The following is a 15,165-nucleotide window of genomic DNA, read 5'->3' on the forward strand; positions in this document are numbered from 1 at the left end:
GAGCTGGTGCGCTCTAGCCGAGCCAGGTGCCGATGCGGCGCAGCGCTTCCTCGACGTCGGAGGACGGGCCCGCGAAGGACAGTCGCACGAACGACCCGCCCCGAATCGTGTCGAAGTCGACGCCGGGTGCGATCGCCACCCCCGTCTCGGCCAGCAGCTTTGAACAGAATGACAGCGAATCCGCGGTCAGATGCGAGACGTCGGCGTAGACATAGAATGCGCCGTCGGTCGGGGCCAGTCGGTGTATCCCGAGGTTGCGAAGCCCGTTCAACAGCAGGAGTCGGTTCGCGGTGTAGCCGTCCAGAAGTGATTCGGCCTCTGCGATCGCCTCCGGCGTGAACGCCGAGACTGCGGCCACCTGGGGAAGCGCCGGCGGGCAGATCGTGAAGTTTCCCGTCAGGCGGTCGATCGCCCGCTTCAGTTCCTGCGGGACCAACAACCAGCCCAGCCGCCATCCCGTCATGGCGAAGTACTTCGAAAAGCTGTTCACCACAATCGAATCCCGTGATGTCTCCCACGCACAGCTGGTTGCCGGCGAGCCGGGGTACACCAGCCCGTGGTACACCTCATCGCTGATCAGACGTACTCCTGACGATGTGCACCAGGAGGCGATCGCCGCGAGTTCCTCAGGCGGGATCACCGTTCCGGTGGGGTTGGCCGGACTCGCCACAATCACCCCCGCGACCGGGGGATCGAGGTCGGCCAGCATCTGCACCGTCGGCTGGAATCGGGTGTCGGGTCCGCACGGCAACTCGACGACCTCGCAGCCGAGTGCGGTCAGGATGTTGCGGTAGCACGGATAGCCGGGGCTGGCGATCGCCACCCGATCTCCGACGTCGAAGCACGCGAGGAACGCCAGCAGGAATCCGCCCGACGAGCCGGTGGTCACCACGACGTCATCTGGTTCAACGACGAGGTGGCGCGCTTGATAGGAGTCCGCTATCGCGGCGCGCAACTCCGGGATACCTAACGCAACGGAGTAGCCGAGCTGATTTCGGTTCAGCGCCGCCACGGCGGTGTCGCGGACCGGAGATGGTGCCCCCGCGCTGGGCTGCCCCGCCGACAGATTGACGAGATCGCCATGGGTGCGCTGCCGTTCGGCCGCGGCCAACCAGACATCCATGACATAGAACGGCGGAATACCAGCCCGGTTGGAAACGGTCACGCTCCCAGGCTAGAACACCTCGGATTCGAGGCGACGCAGCTGATCCCGCGGCGGACCGAGCATCTGCGCGCTGCCGTGGGCGCGTTTGAAGTAGAACTGGATATCGCTCTCCCAGGTGATCGCGATTCCGCCGTGGAGCTGGACGGCCTCGGCGGCCACCATGGAGAACGCGTCGCTGGCCGCGAGCCGGGCGAGGGCAGCTGTCGTCGGTGAGGGGTCCGCCACCGCCTCGTTGACGACGGCCCGCGCCGCCTCCACCGCGACGTAGAGATCGGCCATGCGGTGTTTGAGCGCTTGGAAGCTGCCGATCGGGCGGCCGAACTGCACCCTGTCCTTGGTGTACTGCACGGTCAGATCGAGACACTTCGCTGCCGCGCCGATCTGCTCGGTTGCCAGCAGAATCGACGCGATGCTCGCCAAGCCGGGATCCGCTCCGATCGCAGCGGTCTGGGTGGCGTCCACTCGCGCCAATCGCCGTGTCGGGTCCATCGAGACCGCAGCATCAACAGTGAACGATGTCCAGCGCGTGAGGGTCTCACCGTCGGCCGCGACGACCACGTCGGCGACGTCGCCGTTCACCACGTAACCCGGATCGAACACCACCGCGCCCAGACACGATCCCTCCGCCAGTTTCTCGAGAACATCGCCATCGGGTTCGTCGGCCGACAAGAGTGCCAACTCGGCCAGCGTGGTCCCCAACAGCGGGGTGGGCACCAGAGCCTTGCCCAGCTCCTCAAGAACAACTGCTGCATCGGCCAGTTCGCCACCGGCACCGCCCAATTCCTCGGGGACTACCAGCGCCGCGGCACCGACCTGTTCGCACAACATCCGCCAGAGCGACTCGTCATATCCGCGCTCCGAACTCATCGCCTCGCGTACCGACTCCGGCGACGCGTGCTTGTCGACGAGCGCTGCGACAGTGTCGCGCAGCATTTCCCGCTCTGCCGTCATGCGGTCAGCACCTTCAGAACTCGGCGCCGATGCCAGGTCGGGTCTCCCCATGCGGGGCGCAACGCCTGTGTCCGCACCAGTAGCAGTGACAGGTCGTGCTCCTGGGTGTAGCCGATGGCGCCGTGTGTCTGCAGCGCCGCACGCGCCGCGAGCAAGGCCGCGTCTGCAGCGGCCACCTTGGCGGCACTGACATCGCGGACGGCGCAGTCAGATGCTCCCCGAGGAGATTGAGCCAGCGCCAGCGCTGCTCCGTAGACCAGCGGCCGCGCCAACTCGATCGCGATGAGCACGTCGGCGAGCTTGTGCTTGATCGCCTGGTAACTGCCGATGAGTTTGCCGAACTGGCTGCGCTGCTTGGCATATTCGACCGCGGCATCGAGCATCGCCTGGCCCGCCCCGACCAGCTGAGCCGCCGTGCTCAACACGCCGAATTCGAAAGCTCTTGCTACATCGGCGTGATGCGCGTCGCCGGATGCGCTGACGTCGAACAGGTGTCGGCTGCGATCGATGCACTCGTGCCTGGCACCCGCCGCGCCGTCGAGCACCTGCCCATCCTGGGCGAGCAGTATCAGACCAGCGGTGTCCGCGTCCACGGCGCGGGGCACCAGTGGCGGCAGCGCCACTGTGGCGATCAGTTCACCGGATGCCAGGGCGGCGCTGCGCTCGCCCCATTCGCCACGGCCGGAAAGCAGGACCGGAGCGACCGCAATGGATTCGGTCACCGGGCCGGGAACCGCCCAGCGGCCGATCCGCTCCATTGCCACCATGAGGTCGGTCGGATGCGCAGCCATTCCGTCGAACTTCTCGGGCACCATTAGTGCCGGCACGCCGAGGTCCGCCAGTTGAGCCCAGACCTTGCGTCCCGGCGCGGTGTCACCCTCGGCCCACGCTCGCACCGCGGCGGGCAGGTCGGCGGCACCCAGGGCAGCGTCGATACTGGCAGCGAAGTCACGCTGTGGTTCGTCTATCTCAAAGTTCACAATCGTCTACTTTCGGGGCAGGCCCAGAAGCCGCTCGGCGACTATGTTGCGCTGAATCTCGTTGGTGCCTGCATAGATTGGTCCGCCCAACGCGAATAACAGCCCGTCGGCCAGGGGAGTCGCAAGTTCACCGTCGCCGCCGCACAGATCCAGGGCCGTCTGGTGCAGCGCCACGTCCAGGTCGGACCAGAACACCTTGGTCACCGAGGATTCCGCGCCCAGCTCACCGCCGTTGGCCAGCCGGGTAACGGTACCGAAGGTGTGCAGCCGGTAGGCCTGAGCCTTTATCCACGCATCGGCGACGCGATCGGTGAATGCCGGGTCAGGATGGTCGCGCCATTGGGCTACCAGCCGTTCGGCGGGTGCCAGGAAGCGCCCGGGGCTGCGCAGCGACATCCCGCGCTCATTGCTTGAGGTGCTCATCGCCGCCCCCCAGCCCTCGTGCACGCCGCCGACGACGTCCCGGTCGGGCACGAACACGTCGTCGAGGAAGATCTCGCCGAATCCGGTGTCCCCTCCCAGCTGGGCGATCGGCCGCACGGTGACGCCGGCGGACTTCAGGTCGAACATGAAGTACGTCAGGCCCTTGTGTCGCTCTGCTAGTGGGTCGGACCGGAATAGTCCGAAAGCCCGTTCCCCGAAGACCGCCCGCGAACTCCAGATCTTCTGTCCGTTGAGGCGCCAGCCCCCATCGGTCCTGGTCGCCGTCGAGCGCAGCGATGCCAGGTCGCTTCCGGACTCCGGCTCGGACCAGGCCTGAGCCCAAATCTCTTCGCCACTGGCCATTTTCGGCAGCACCCTGTCGAGCTGCTCTTGTGTGCCATGCGTGAACAGTGTCGGCGCCAGCATCGATATGCCGTTGGCGCTGGCCCGACCGGGGGCGCCCGCGCGGAAATACTCCTCTTCGAACACCACCCACTGGAGCAGTGTCGCATCGCGGCCACCGTAGTGCTCCGGCCAGGTGATCACCGATAGGCCGGCGTCGAAAAGCACTCTGTCCCAATGGCGGTGCTGGTCGAAGCCTTCTGCGGTGTCGTAGGACCTGGTCGGGAATTTGCTCTTGTTGGACGCAAGGAAGTCACGCACTTCGTTGCGGAATTCACATGTGGCGTCATCGAAGTTCAGGTCCAACTCAGGCCCCTTCCATGTGTTTGGCGAGTTCGCGAAGCTGGGGTTTTACCACCTTGCCGCCCGGGTTGCGGGGTAGCGCATCGACGAACGTCACTGATCGTGGGATCTTGAAGTTGGCGAGATGGCTTCGGGTGTATTCGATCACGGTTCTCTCGTCGAGTTCGACGCCGGGCAGGGTAACGACGAAGGCCTTGCCGACCTCGCCCAGCCTCTCCTCCGGTATTCCGATCACCGCGGCTTCGGCAACGCCCTCGAGTCGCGCCAGCACCTGCTCGATCTCGGCGGGGTACACGTTGAAGCCGCCACAGATGTACATATCCTTGAGCCGGTCGGTGATCTTCAGGTTTCCCGCGTCGTCCAGTTCGCCGATGTCGCCCGTGTGAAGCCAGCCCTTGTCGTCGATGGCCGCAGCGGTGGCTTCAGGGTCATCCAAGTAGCCCAGCATTACGTTGGGTCCGCGCAGCAGTACCTCTCCTGTGTCGCTGCCGCTGCCGCTGCCGCTGCCGCCCGCGATCCGCATTTCGAAGCCCGCGATCGGGCGCCCGGAGGTCGTGGCGACCGTGAGGGCGTCGTCGTCGGCGCGGCACATGGTGCCGAAACCGCTGGCCTCCGTGAGCCCGTACGCGGTCAGCACGGTGTCGATGTCGAGTTGGTTCTGCATTCGCTCGATCAGCACGACCGGGATCGTGGCTGCGCCGGTAACCGCGAACCGTAACGAGGTCAGGTCGTAGTCGCTGCGATTGGGATGGTCGAGCAGGGCCTGGTAAATCGTGGGCGGGCCGGGTAGCACGGTGATCCGGTGGTCCTGCACTGCTTGCATTGCCTGTTCCGGGTCGAAGGTCAGCTCGGGGATGAGCGTCGCGCCCGTCTGTAGGCAGGCCAGGATGCCGGCCTTGTAGCCGAAATTATGGAAGAACGGGTTGATGCAAAGGTAGCGGTCTGCGCTGGTGAGCTTCCCGCACGCCGCCCATGCTGCCGAGGCGTCCAGCGACTGGCGGTGCGCGCACAGCACGCCCTTGCTGCGGCCGGTGGTGCCCGAGGTGAACAGGATGTCGGAGACGTCATCGGGACGGACATCAGCGGCCCGGGCGTCTACCAAATCAGGGTTGGCACCTACAGCATCAGGGTTGGCACCTACAGCATCAAGGCTGGCACCGTGGGCCATGAACTCGTCCCACGTGCCGTCGGACTTCTCGATCGGGACACGCACGACGTGGCGCAGCGCGGGCAGGGATGCAGCGACTTCGGGGCGGTCGATGCCGGCCGCCTTGTCGGCACCCAGGAAATCGCCCGATGCGAACAGCAGCGGTGCGGCCGTGCGCGCGAGGATGTCAGTGGCTTCACTTTCGGTGTAGCGCGTGTTGAGGGGGACCAGCACGCCGCCGGCATAGTGGGTGGCCAGGCAGGCCACCACCCAGTGCCAGGTGTTCGGTGACCAAATCGCGACACGGTCGCCCGGCTGGACACCCAGCTCGATGATCGCCGCGGCGGCTTGCCTCACCTCCGAACGCAGCTCGGCGAACGTCAGCGTTCTGTGCGCCGAAACCACCGCAGGGTGGTTGGGAAGCTCGCGCGCCATCCGGTCAAGGACCGCGGGAGTGGTGCTCAGCTCTGACATTCCCGGGTCGTCCCCTGTCCCTCTAACAAAGCAAGTGCTTGGTAGGTTAGCCTACAGGGGTGATAGAGGTCCAGGAGTTCAGGGCCGAGGTCCGCGACTGGCTCGCCGACAACCTCGTCGGTGAATATGCCGCGCTCAAGGGCCTTGGTGGGCCCGGCCGCGAGCACGAAGCGTTCGAGGAACGTCGGGCATGGAACCAGCATCTGGCGGCCGCAGGCCTGACGTGCCTGGGTTGGCCGGAGGAGGACGGCGGCCGCGGCCTGTCCGTGGCGCACCGCGTCGCGTTTTACGAGGAGTACGCCAAAGCCGACGCCCCGGACAAGATCAACCACTTGGGTGAGGAATTGGTGGGGCCCACCCTCATCGCCTACGGGACCCCCGAGCAGCAGAAAAGATTCCTGCCCTCGATCCGGAACGTCACCGAACTGTGGTGCCAGGGCTACTCCGAACCCGGTGCAGGAAGCGATCTCGCCAATGTCTCGACGTCAGCTGTGCTGGACGGTGACGCATGGGTCATCAACGGGCAGAAGGTATGGACCTCGCTGGCGCACTGGGCGCAATGGTGCTTCGTGTTGGCCCGCACCGAGAAAGGCTCTCAGCGCCACGCCGGTCTGTCCTACCTGTTGGTTCCGCTCGATCAACCCGGCGTCGAGATACGCCCGATCACCCAACTGACTGGTGATTCGGAGTTCAATGAGGTCTTCTTCGACGACGCCCGCACCGATGCCGGCCTGGTGGTCGGCGAACCGGGCGATGGCTGGCGTGTGGCGATGGGCACGCTGACGTTCGAGCGTGGCGTGTCAACATTGGGCCAGCAGATCCGTTATGCACGTGAGCATTCCAACTTGGTCGCGCTGGCGAAGCGTACCGGTGCCGTCGATGACCCACTGATCCGCGAGCAACTCACCCGATCCTGGGCGGGGTTGAAGGCGATGCGGTCCTATGCGCTTGCGACCATGGACGTCGAGCGACCGGGGCAAGACAGCGTGTCGAAGTTGTTGTGGGCCAATTGGCATCGTGAGCTCGGCGAGATCGCGATGGATGTTCAGGGGATGGCAGGTCTCACGCTCGACGGAGGCGAGTTCGACGAGTGGCAGCGTCTGTACCTGTTCTCCCGCTCGGACACGATATACGGCGGATCCAACGAGATTCAGCGAAACATCATCGCCGAGCGAGTGCTCGGGCTGCCCCGGGAGGTTCGCGGATGACTCTGTCCACAGCGCCGAAAGAGATTGACGGACACGGTCTGTTAGCCGGAAAGATCGTTCTGGTGACCGCAGCCGCGGGCACCGGGATCGGCTCCTCGGTTGCCCGCCGCGCCCTCATGGAGGGCGCCGATGTCGTCGTGTCCGACTATCACGAGCGTCGCCTGGGGGAGACCCGCGAGCAACTCGCCGGATTGGGCCTGGGCCGGGTCGAGAGCCTTGTGTGCGACGTGACCTCCACGACCGCGGTCGATGCAATGATCGCGGGCACGGTGGCTGCGCTAGGACGATTGGATGTACTGGTCAACAACGCAGGGCTGGGCGGCCAGACGCCGGTCGTCGACATGGCCGACGATGAATGGGACCGCGTTCTCAACGTGACGCTGACGTCGACGATGCGTGCGACCCGGGCCGCGCTGCAGTACTTTCGCGCCGCGCCGCACGGCGGGGTCATCGTCAACAACGCCAGCGTGCTGGGATGGCGCGCGCAGCATTCGCAGTCTCACTATGCGGCGGCCAAAGCCGGCGTGATGGCTCTGACCCGTTGCAGCGCAATCGAAGCCGTTGAATACGGTGTGAGGGTCAATGCGGTGTCGCCCAGCATTGCGCGGCACAAGTTCCTGGAGAAGACCAGCAGCTCCGAACTGCTCGACCGGCTCTCAGAGGGCGAGGCCTTCGGCCGTGCCGCCGAGCCGTGGGAGGTCGCGGCCACGATCGCCTTCCTGGCCAGCGACTACTCCAGTTACCTCACCGGCGAGGTTATCTCGGTGTCGAGTCAGCACCCATGACCGTGTCGCGCCCGGCCGCCGGGTCCAATACGCAGGCAAACACCAGACGCGATGAACTCCTGCAACTCGCCGCGACGATGTTCGCGCAGCGGGGGCTGCGGGCCACCACCGTGCGTGACATCGCCGATTCCGCGGGGATTCTCTCCGGCAGCCTGTATCACCACTTTTCGTCGAAGGAGGAGATGGTCGACGAGGTGTTGCGTGGCTTCCTCGACTGGTTGTTCGAACGCTATCGGCAGATTGTGTCGACCGAGCCGAATCCTCTGGAGCGGCTGAAAGGTCTGTTCATGGCCTCGTTCGAGGCAATCGAGACCAGGCACGCCGAGGTCGTCATCTACCAGGATGAGGCTAAGCGACTGGCTCTACAAGACCGGTTCGCCTACGTGGATGAGCGCAACAAAGAACAGCGCAAGATGTGGGTCGAGGTGCTGAACGAGGGCATCGCGCAGGGCTACTTCCGTCGTGATGTCGATGTCGACCTGGTGTACCGATTCATCCGCGACACCACCTGGGTTTCGGTTCGCTGGTATCAGCCGGGCGGGCCGCTGACAGCGGAGCAGGTTGGTCAGCAATACCTCGCCATCGTGCTGGGTGGCATAACAGCAGAAGTGGCATGACGACAAGAGGAGTCTGAAATGGCGGGCAGCACAGGGGCTACGGGAGTTTCCCAGGCCTATGTTGTTGATGCGGTGCGTACCGCGGTCGGAAAGCGCAATGGGTCGCTGGCCGGCGTGCACCCTGTCGACCTCGGAGCCGCGGCGTGGCACGGCTTGTTGGAGCGGGTGGACGTCGACCCGGGCGCGGTCGACGACGTCATCGCCGGCTGTGTGGACGCCATCGGGCCGCAGGCCGGCAACATCGCCCGGCTGTCGTGGCTGGCCGCCGGCTTCCCCGAGGAGGTACCAGGGGTCACGGTTGATCGCCAGTGCGGTTCGAGCCAGCAGGCCATCTCCTTCGGAGCGCAGGCCATCATGTCGGGCACGGCCGATCTGATCGTCGCCGGCGGTATGCAGAACATGAGTCAGATCCCGATCAGCTCGGCGATGACTGTCGCCGAACGGTTTGGTTTCACCTCTCCGACAAACGAATCGAAGAGCTGGCTGCACCGCTACGGTGACCAGGAGATCTCACAGTTCCGCGGATCCGAACTGATCGCCGAAAAGTGGGATCTGTCTCGCGAGGAGATGGAGCGGTACGCGCTGACCAGCCACGAACGCGCGCGGGCGGCGATCCGCGCCGGGCACTTCGCACATGAGATCCTCCCGATCGATGTGGACGGGGGCCGCTTCGCGGTCGACGAGGGTCCACGCGAAACTTCGTTGGCGAAGATGGCCGGCCTCAAGCCTCTCGTTGATGGCGGTCGGCTCACCGCGGCCATGGCCAGCCAGATCTCAGACGGTGCCAGCGCCGTCTTGCTTGCTTCGGAGGGAGCGGTCAAGCAGCACGGACTCACGCCGCGGGCCCGGATCCACCACATCAGCGCGCGCGGCGCCGACCCGGTTTTCATGCTCACCGGTCCCATCCCCGCAACCCGTTACGCGCTGGAAAAGACCGGGCTGTCGATCGACGACATGGACACCGTCGAGATCAACGAGGCATTCGCGCCCGTGGTGCAGGCGTGGCTCAAGGAGACCCGGGCTGATCCGGAGAAGGTGAATCCGAACGGTGGTGCGATCGCGCTCGGCCACCCCCTAGGTGCCACCGGCGCAAAGCTCTTCACCACGATGCTGAACACGCTGGAGCGCACAGGCGGCCGCTACGGTCTGCAGACGATGTGCGAGGGCGGCGGCACAGCTAACGTCACCATCATCGAGCGCCTCTAGCCCCCTGGGTCGGTTCATTGGGCGACAAGACGCGAAATCGCCCCGATAGCCGTGAATTAGTGCGAGTTTACGTCTGCTCGCGGTGAGGTTCAGTGGTCGTGGACGACGACACCGCGGATATTGCGGCCGGCGCGCATGTCTTCGTAGCCCTCGTTGACCTCGGCGAGTTTGTACTCGTGGGTGACGGTTTCATCCAACAGCAGCTTTCCCTCTCGGTACAGGCTGACCAGTCGCGGGATGTCGGCGCGCGGGTTGGCCTCACCGTAGAGGCTGCCCAGTATGCGCTTCTGGTAGAGGGTGAGCATCATCAGCGAGAACGATGCCGTCGTATCGGTTATCGCCGCGACAGCCGTCACCACCACAGCGCCGCCTTTACGGACGATGTTGGCGGCCTCGTCGATCATGGAGCCCTCCAGCAGTCCCATGGTGAGAATTACCGAATCGGCCATCACTCCCCGGGTCAAATCTGCTGCCAGCGCGGTGGCCTCGGCCATCGATGTGACGAAGTGGGTAGCGCCGAACTGGAAGGCGTTGGCGCGCTTGGTCTCGACCAGGTCGACCACGATGATCTTCTCGGCACCGGCCAGCCGTGCCCCCTGGATGGCTCCGCTGCCGATGCCGCCACAGCCAACCACCACGACGGTGTCACCGGGCGCGACAGCGGCGGTGTTCACTGCTGAGCCCCAGCCGGTGGTGACGCCGCAACCCAACAAGCAGGCGCGGGAGAGCGGCACGTCGTCGTCGATCTTCACCACCGAGGCCTCGGGCACCGTGCCGTATTGGGAGAATGTTCCGACAAGGGCCATCGCGCCAACATCCTGCCCGCGGGCCCGGCGACGGTAGGTGCCGTCGAGCTGGGCGCCCGTCATGATCAACGCGCCGAGGTCGCAGAGATTCTGCTGGCCGGTCGAGCAGAACCGGCACCGCCCGCACGACGGCAGGAACGAGGCGACGACGTGGTCGCCGGGAGCGAGGCCCGGCACACCCGGTCCCACCTCCTGCACGATCCCGGCTCCTTCGTGACCGCCGATCATCGGAAGTGGCGTGGGTAGGTCAGCTGTGCGTACGTGCTCGTCGGAGTGGCACAGACCGGTGGCCTCCCAGGACACCAGCACTTCGCCGTATGACGGGGGATCCAGGTCGATCTCCTCGACGGACCAGTCGGTCCCGAATTCCCACAGGATGGCGGCGTTCGTCTTCACCCGGTCGAGTCTAGGCGCCGGCCGGCAGGGGCGAATCGGCTATTGGATTCGGCCGGCTGCCGACTCGAGGTGCTGCACCGCCTCGGCGACTATCGAGTCGATGAGCTCGGCGCATGACGGCAGGTCGCCGATGATTCCGGCCACCTGTCCCGAAGCCAGCACACCGGCGTCGGTGTTGCCCTCGACCAGACCGGCCTTGAGCAGCATCGGGGTATTGGCCGCCATCACCACCTGCGACCAGGTCAGTTCCTTGCCATGCCGCATTTGGAGACCGTCTTTGATCATCGAGCGCCAAGACATCTGAGACATCTTCTTGAACCGCTGTGCGTTGCGCACCGCGGCGGTGAAGCCGCGCAGCCGGGATCCGCTTTCGAGCTTCTCGACCAGGCCGGTGCGCAGCACCCGGTGCGGCATGCCGTCAACCCGGGTGGACACCACGGTTCCGTCCAACGCAGCGGTCAGATAGCGCTGCTTGACCGCGTCGGGGACAGTCGAGTCGGAGGTCAGCAAGAATCGAGTCCCCATAGCGACCCCGGCCGCTCCGTAGCTCAGGGCGGCGGCCAAGCCCCGGCCGTCGAAGAAGCCGCCGGCCGCGATCACCGGCATACCCGTGTCGGCGACGGCGTCGAGCACCGAAGGCAATAGCAGCGTGGTGGCGATCGGTCCGGTATGGCCGCCGCCCTCGCCGCCCTGCACGATGACGGCGTCGGCCCCCCAGCCCGCGACTTTCTTGGCGTGTTTAGCCAGCCCGACGGACGGAATGACCACGACGCCTGCCTCTTTGAGTTTGGCGATGAGTTCCGGTTTGGGCGCCAAGGCGAAGGAGGCGACGCTGACTCCTTCGCTGATCAGGAGGTCGACGCGCTGGTTGGCGTCCCCGGCGTCGGCGCGCATGTTGATGCCGAAAGGCTTATCGGTGGCGGCCTTGACCTTGGCGACCGCAGTCCGGAGCTCATCGAGCGTCATCGTGGCCGACGCCAGGATGCCCAACCCACCGGCGTTGGATGTGGCTGCGACCAGTCGGGCGCCTGCCACCCAGCCCATGCCGGTTTGGACGATGGGATGCTCGATGCCGACCAGTTCGGTCAGCGGAGTCTTCAGCCTTGAGCGTGTCATGCCGTGGCTTCTTTGACTACCTTGACTTCTCTGTCGCGCAGTGACTTCGGATCAATGACCTCCCGAATAAGCCGCTGCTCGTCAGCGGATGGCAGTCGGGTTGTCTCCGCGTCGGTCAGCCCGTGCACCTCGAAGGAGGTGTTCTCGGCTACCTGCCCGGCTTCGACGCCTGGATGCAGCGACACCGCCCGCATCTGGTGGTCCGGGCCGTTGAAGTCGAAGACGCCAAGGTTGGACACCACTCGATACACATTGACGAAGCGGTATGCGGGATTTCCTGAATCAATTTTGTCCCAACCGATCCCGGATACGATGTCGACCGAGTCGGCGAACACGCGAGGGGAGTGGTTGCCGACGAAATAGCTGGTGGCGTGGTTGATCGTGTTACCTGGTGCGCCTCGGACACCGAACATCTGGCGGGTCGGATGCTGCAGCGGCCCAAATGCCGACAGGTTCTGGTTGCCGTAACGGTCAATCTGGTTCGCGCCCATCACTACATGGCGGCGGCCCCACGCCAGTGTCTCGAAAACCCGGCCGAAAGGCATCCAGCCCTCGATCGCGGCTGCTGCGCCGATGGCCGGAGTATCGGCGATGATTCGGGCTTCGCCGTCGGTCAGCAGGATGCCTGGGGAAAAGGTCAGTCGCGCGAGCCTGGCACCGATCGAGGCGACGGTTGTCATCGGGCTGATCATGATCTCCCCGGCATCACGGAAGAGTTCGGCGCACGCTACGGCGCACACCTCGGCGCGGGTCACGGAAATCACTTGGCTACCTCCACATCTGCCTCTGACGTTGCCGAAAACTTCCCGATAGCGGCCTGGTAGTCGGCTTCGCTTCCGGCCAGGTACGTTTCGACGAAAGCCGCCCACGTCTGATCCGAGCCGGCTGCTTGGGCGTAGTGGCGCTGAAATTTCTCGTCGCGCCGGTAGTCTGGCTCGGCGGTGGTGAAGTGGGCACCATTGGGTACCTCGACAACGGTGTCCACCATCATGCGGTTGATCAACAGTGCCTGTGGCGGAACAGACTTCACGAGTTCGGCAGTGGTTACCACCCGCTCGACCGAGAGGTGGCGTTTCTCCGCGGCCATCAGGAACAGGTCGTCGAAGTAGGGATCGATTCCGGTGTACGCCGCATTGCCCTGTGCGTCGCCGAGATTCATGTGCACGAACGCCGCGTCCAGCCCCAGCGCGGGCATGGCGACCAGCTCCTCGAATGCCCCGTCGGTTGGGTACGGCGAGCACACCGTCTTGAGCTCGTCACCCCAGAAGGCCCGGACGTCGCTGCCGAGCCCGGCGCGAATCGGCAGGAACGGCAGCCGCTGCGCGGCGGCTTGAAGCCCGCAGCGCAGCATGCCCTCGTCCATCTCGCGGGACTCGATGCTCCCTGAAGTGCGGGCCTTTGCGAACCAAGGGTCGTAGAACGGAGGCGAGTCCAGTGACACGAAGCCGTAGTACGCGCGCTTGACCTTGCCTGCCGAGCAAAGCAGCCCGAGGTCGGGGCCGCCGTAAGTGACGACGGTCAGATCGGTGACATCGCTGCGCAGCAGGGCACGCACGAACGCCATCGGCTTGCGCCGGGAACCCCAACCGCCGATGCCAATGGTCATACCGCTCTCGATGGACGAGACCGCCTCGTCCAACGTGCTGGTCTTGTCAGGCATGCTTCCCCTTGTCCGTTCCGGCGAACGCGTCGCGGTGCTCATCGGCCACCCCGGCGAGGTTCAGCTCGAACGTGAAACCCTGTTCCATGCGGTAACTGGAGTTCACTTTCTGTACGTCGATGAGGTTCAGCGCTTCCTTCGCGGCGCGGATCACCCGAGTGTCCTTGGCGGCGATGTCGCGGGCCACGCTGAGTGCGGCCTCGTCGAGTTCTGCCCTCGGAACCACTGCGTGCACCGATCCGAAGTGGTGCAGCGTTTGGGCGTCCACCGTGGCCGCGGTGAAAAACAGCCGGCGCATCATGTGCTGGGGTACCAGGCGTGATAGGTGGGTGGCAGCCCCCAGCGCGCCCCGTTCGACCTCGGGCAGTCCGAAGGTCGCGTCGTCGGAGGCCACCAAGACATCAGCGTTGCCGATCAGTCCGATTCCCCCGCCAACGCAGAAGCCGTTGATCGCGGCGACGACCGGAACCGGGCACTCGTACACCGCACGGAAGGCGTGAAAGCAGCCTCGGTTGGCATCGATGAGCGCGCTGAACCCCTCGGTATTCTGCATCTCCTTGATGTCGACACCGGCGTTGAATCCGCGCCCCTCGGCCCGCAGGATCACCACGTGGGTGGTGTGGTCTCGGCCTGCGGCGGTGATGGCATCGCCGAGTTCAAACCAGCCCTGCGACGGGATCGCGTTGACGGGCGGGTAGTCGACGGTGACCGAGACGATGCCCGGCTCCACAGTTTTCGAGGCGATGGTCAACGGGACTCCTGGGTGTCCTGGGGCGGCTACCTAAGCAAGCACTTGCTTGGTACGCTAGCACAGTGACTGACACCGTCGACAGTGCTCTTCGCGCCATCCGGTTCGCGCTCTCCGGTCGCGTCGTACTCGTGACCGGAGGGGTGCGCGGCGTCGGTGCCGGTATCAGCAAGGTCTTCACCGACCAGGGTGCGACCGTGGTGACCTGCGCGCGTCGCCCGGTGGAAGGCCTGCCCTACGAGTTCCATTCCTGCGACATCCGTGACGACGATGCGGTCAAGGCGCTCGTTGCGGCGATCGTGGCCGAACACGGCCGTCTGGACGTGGTGGTCAACAACGCGGGAGGCTCGCCCTACGTGCTCGCGGCAGAATCGTCAGCCAAATTCAGCAGGAAAATTGTTGAGCTCAATCTGCTTGGTGCACTGTCGGTCTCGACGCACGCCAACGCAGTGATGCAGAACCAGAGTTCCGGTGGATCGATCATCAACATCACCAGCGTGAGCAGCCGACGTCCAACTCCGGGAACCGTGGCCTACGGTGCGGCCAAGGCCGGCGTCGAGAACATGACCAGCACACTGGCGGTCGAGTGGGCGCCGAAGGTGCGGGTGAACTCGGTGGTGGTCGGCATGGTCGAGACCGAGCAGTCGGAGCTGTTCTACGGTGACGCCGATTCCATTGCCGCGATCTCACGTAACGTGCCGCTCGGCAGGCTTGGCAAGCCCGAGGACATCGGCTGGGCCACTGCGTTTCTCGCCTCGGATGCAGCGTCCTACATCAG

Annotated in this window: 14 protein-coding genes and 1 pseudogene (1 of these 15 only partly in view); 5 read left to right on the forward strand and 10 right to left on the reverse strand. The window is 65.2% G+C overall.

What is annotated here, in order from left to right; genetic code table 11:
* Positions 1–13: 13 nt before the first annotated feature.
* The 5 genes from ACPGXI_RS08660 to fadD3 are packed head-to-tail and all read right to left on the reverse strand — an operon-like array spanning position 14 to position 5,845.
* Positions 14–1,123 (reverse strand): pyridoxal phosphate-dependent aminotransferase, encoded by a 1,110-nt coding sequence (locus tag ACPGXI_RS08660; RefSeq protein WP_526651924.1) that lies wholly within the window; start codon positions 1,121–1,123, stop codon positions 14–16.
* Between the two features lie 51 nt (positions 1,124–1,174).
* A complete protein-coding gene (gene ipdE2 / locus ACPGXI_RS08665; protein ID WP_526651844.1) occupies positions 1,175–2,116 on the reverse strand; it encodes an acyl-CoA dehydrogenase IpdE2 in 942 nt (313 codons plus the stop codon).
* Positions 2,113–3,096 (reverse strand): acyl-CoA dehydrogenase family protein, encoded by a 984-nt coding sequence (locus ACPGXI_RS08670; protein WP_526651846.1) that lies wholly within the window; start codon positions 3,094–3,096, stop codon positions 2,113–2,115. Before ACPGXI_RS08670 ends, ipdE2 begins: the two co-directional genes overlap by 4 nt.
* A gap of 6 nt (positions 3,097–3,102) precedes the next feature.
* Positions 3,103–4,227: an acyl-CoA dehydrogenase family protein gene (locus ACPGXI_RS08675; protein ID WP_526651848.1), complete on the reverse strand. Its 1,125-nt coding sequence runs from the start codon at positions 4,225–4,227 to the stop codon at positions 3,103–3,105.
* Between the two features lies 1 nt (position 4,228).
* Positions 4,229–5,845, reverse strand: coding sequence for a 3-((3aS,4S,7aS)-7a-methyl-1,5-dioxo-octahydro-1H-inden-4-yl)propanoate--CoA ligase FadD3 (fadD3, locus tag ACPGXI_RS08680; protein WP_526651850.1), 1,617 nt, complete (start codon positions 5,843–5,845; stop codon positions 4,229–4,231).
* Positions 5,846–5,904: 59 nt separating this feature from the next.
* On the opposite strand from fadD3, the gene ipdE1 reads away from it, so the two are divergent.
* From ipdE1 to fadA6, 4 genes are read left to right on the forward strand one after another with little or no spacing between them, the layout of a single operon-like run.
* Entirely contained in the window at positions 5,905–7,053 is a 1,149-nt protein-coding gene (ipdE1, locus tag ACPGXI_RS08685) for an acyl-CoA dehydrogenase IpdE1 (RefSeq protein WP_526651852.1), read from the forward strand.
* Entirely contained in the window at positions 7,050–7,838 is a 789-nt protein-coding gene (gene ipdF, locus ACPGXI_RS08690; RefSeq protein WP_526651854.1) for a (5R,7aS)-5-hydroxy-7a-methyl-1-oxo-2,3,5,6,7,7a-hexahydro-1H-indene-carboxyl-CoA reductase, read from the forward strand. Before ipdE1 ends, ipdF begins: the two co-directional genes overlap by 4 nt.
* Positions 7,835–8,455 (forward strand): TetR family transcriptional regulator KstR2, encoded by a 621-nt coding sequence (gene kstR2, locus ACPGXI_RS08695; protein WP_526651856.1) that lies wholly within the window; start codon positions 7,835–7,837, stop codon positions 8,453–8,455. The genes ipdF and kstR2 overlap by 4 nt, the downstream gene beginning before the upstream one ends.
* An 18-nt stretch (positions 8,456–8,473) precedes the next feature.
* Entirely contained in the window at positions 8,474–9,661 is a 1,188-nt protein-coding gene (fadA6, locus tag ACPGXI_RS08700; protein ID WP_526651858.1) for a steroid 3-ketoacyl-CoA thiolase FadA6, read from the forward strand.
* A gap of 89 nt (positions 9,662–9,750) precedes the next feature.
* Here fadA6 and ACPGXI_RS08705 read toward each other — a convergent pair whose 3' ends face one another.
* From ACPGXI_RS08705 to echA20, 5 genes are read right to left on the reverse strand one after another with little or no spacing between them, the layout of a single operon-like run.
* On the reverse strand, positions 9,751–10,863 hold the full coding sequence (locus tag ACPGXI_RS08705) for an NDMA-dependent alcohol dehydrogenase (RefSeq protein ID WP_526651860.1): 1,113 nt from the start codon (positions 10,861–10,863) through the stop codon (positions 9,751–9,753).
* Positions 10,864–10,902: 39 nt separating this feature from the next.
* Positions 10,903–11,979, reverse strand: a complete 1,077-nt coding sequence (ipdC, locus tag ACPGXI_RS08710) for a (3aS,4S,5R,7aS)-5-hydroxy-7a-methyl-1-oxo-octahydro-1H-indene-4-carboxyl-CoA dehydrogenase (RefSeq protein WP_526651862.1) — start codon at positions 11,977–11,979, stop codon at positions 10,903–10,905.
* Positions 11,976–12,743: a cholesterol ring-cleaving hydrolase subunit IpdB gene (ipdB, locus tag ACPGXI_RS08715; RefSeq protein WP_526651864.1), complete on the reverse strand. Its 768-nt coding sequence runs from the start codon at positions 12,741–12,743 to the stop codon at positions 11,976–11,978. Before ipdB ends, ipdC begins: the two co-directional genes overlap by 4 nt.
* On the reverse strand, positions 12,740–13,639 hold the full coding sequence (gene ipdA / locus ACPGXI_RS08720) for a cholesterol ring-cleaving hydrolase subunit IpdA (protein WP_526651866.1): 900 nt from the start codon (positions 13,637–13,639) through the stop codon (positions 12,740–12,742). Before ipdA ends, ipdB begins: the two co-directional genes overlap by 4 nt.
* Complete coding sequence (gene echA20, locus ACPGXI_RS08725) at positions 13,632–14,390, reverse strand: (7aS)-7a-methyl-1,5-dioxo-2,3,5,6,7,7a-hexahydro-1H-indene-carboxyl-CoA hydrolase (protein ID WP_526651868.1); 759 nt, start codon at positions 14,388–14,390, stop codon at positions 13,632–13,634. Before echA20 ends, ipdA begins: the two co-directional genes overlap by 8 nt.
* A gap of 62 nt (positions 14,391–14,452) precedes the next feature.
* On the opposite strand from echA20, the pseudogene ACPGXI_RS08730 reads away from it, so the two are divergent.
* Positions 14,453–15,165: pseudogene (locus ACPGXI_RS08730) on the forward strand (SDR family oxidoreductase); it runs 141 nt beyond the window's last position.

Origin of the sequence: Mycobacterium sp., from assembly GCF_049608025.1 — a bacterium.
GTDB lineage: Bacteria > Actinomycetota > Actinomycetes > Mycobacteriales > Mycobacteriaceae > Mycobacterium.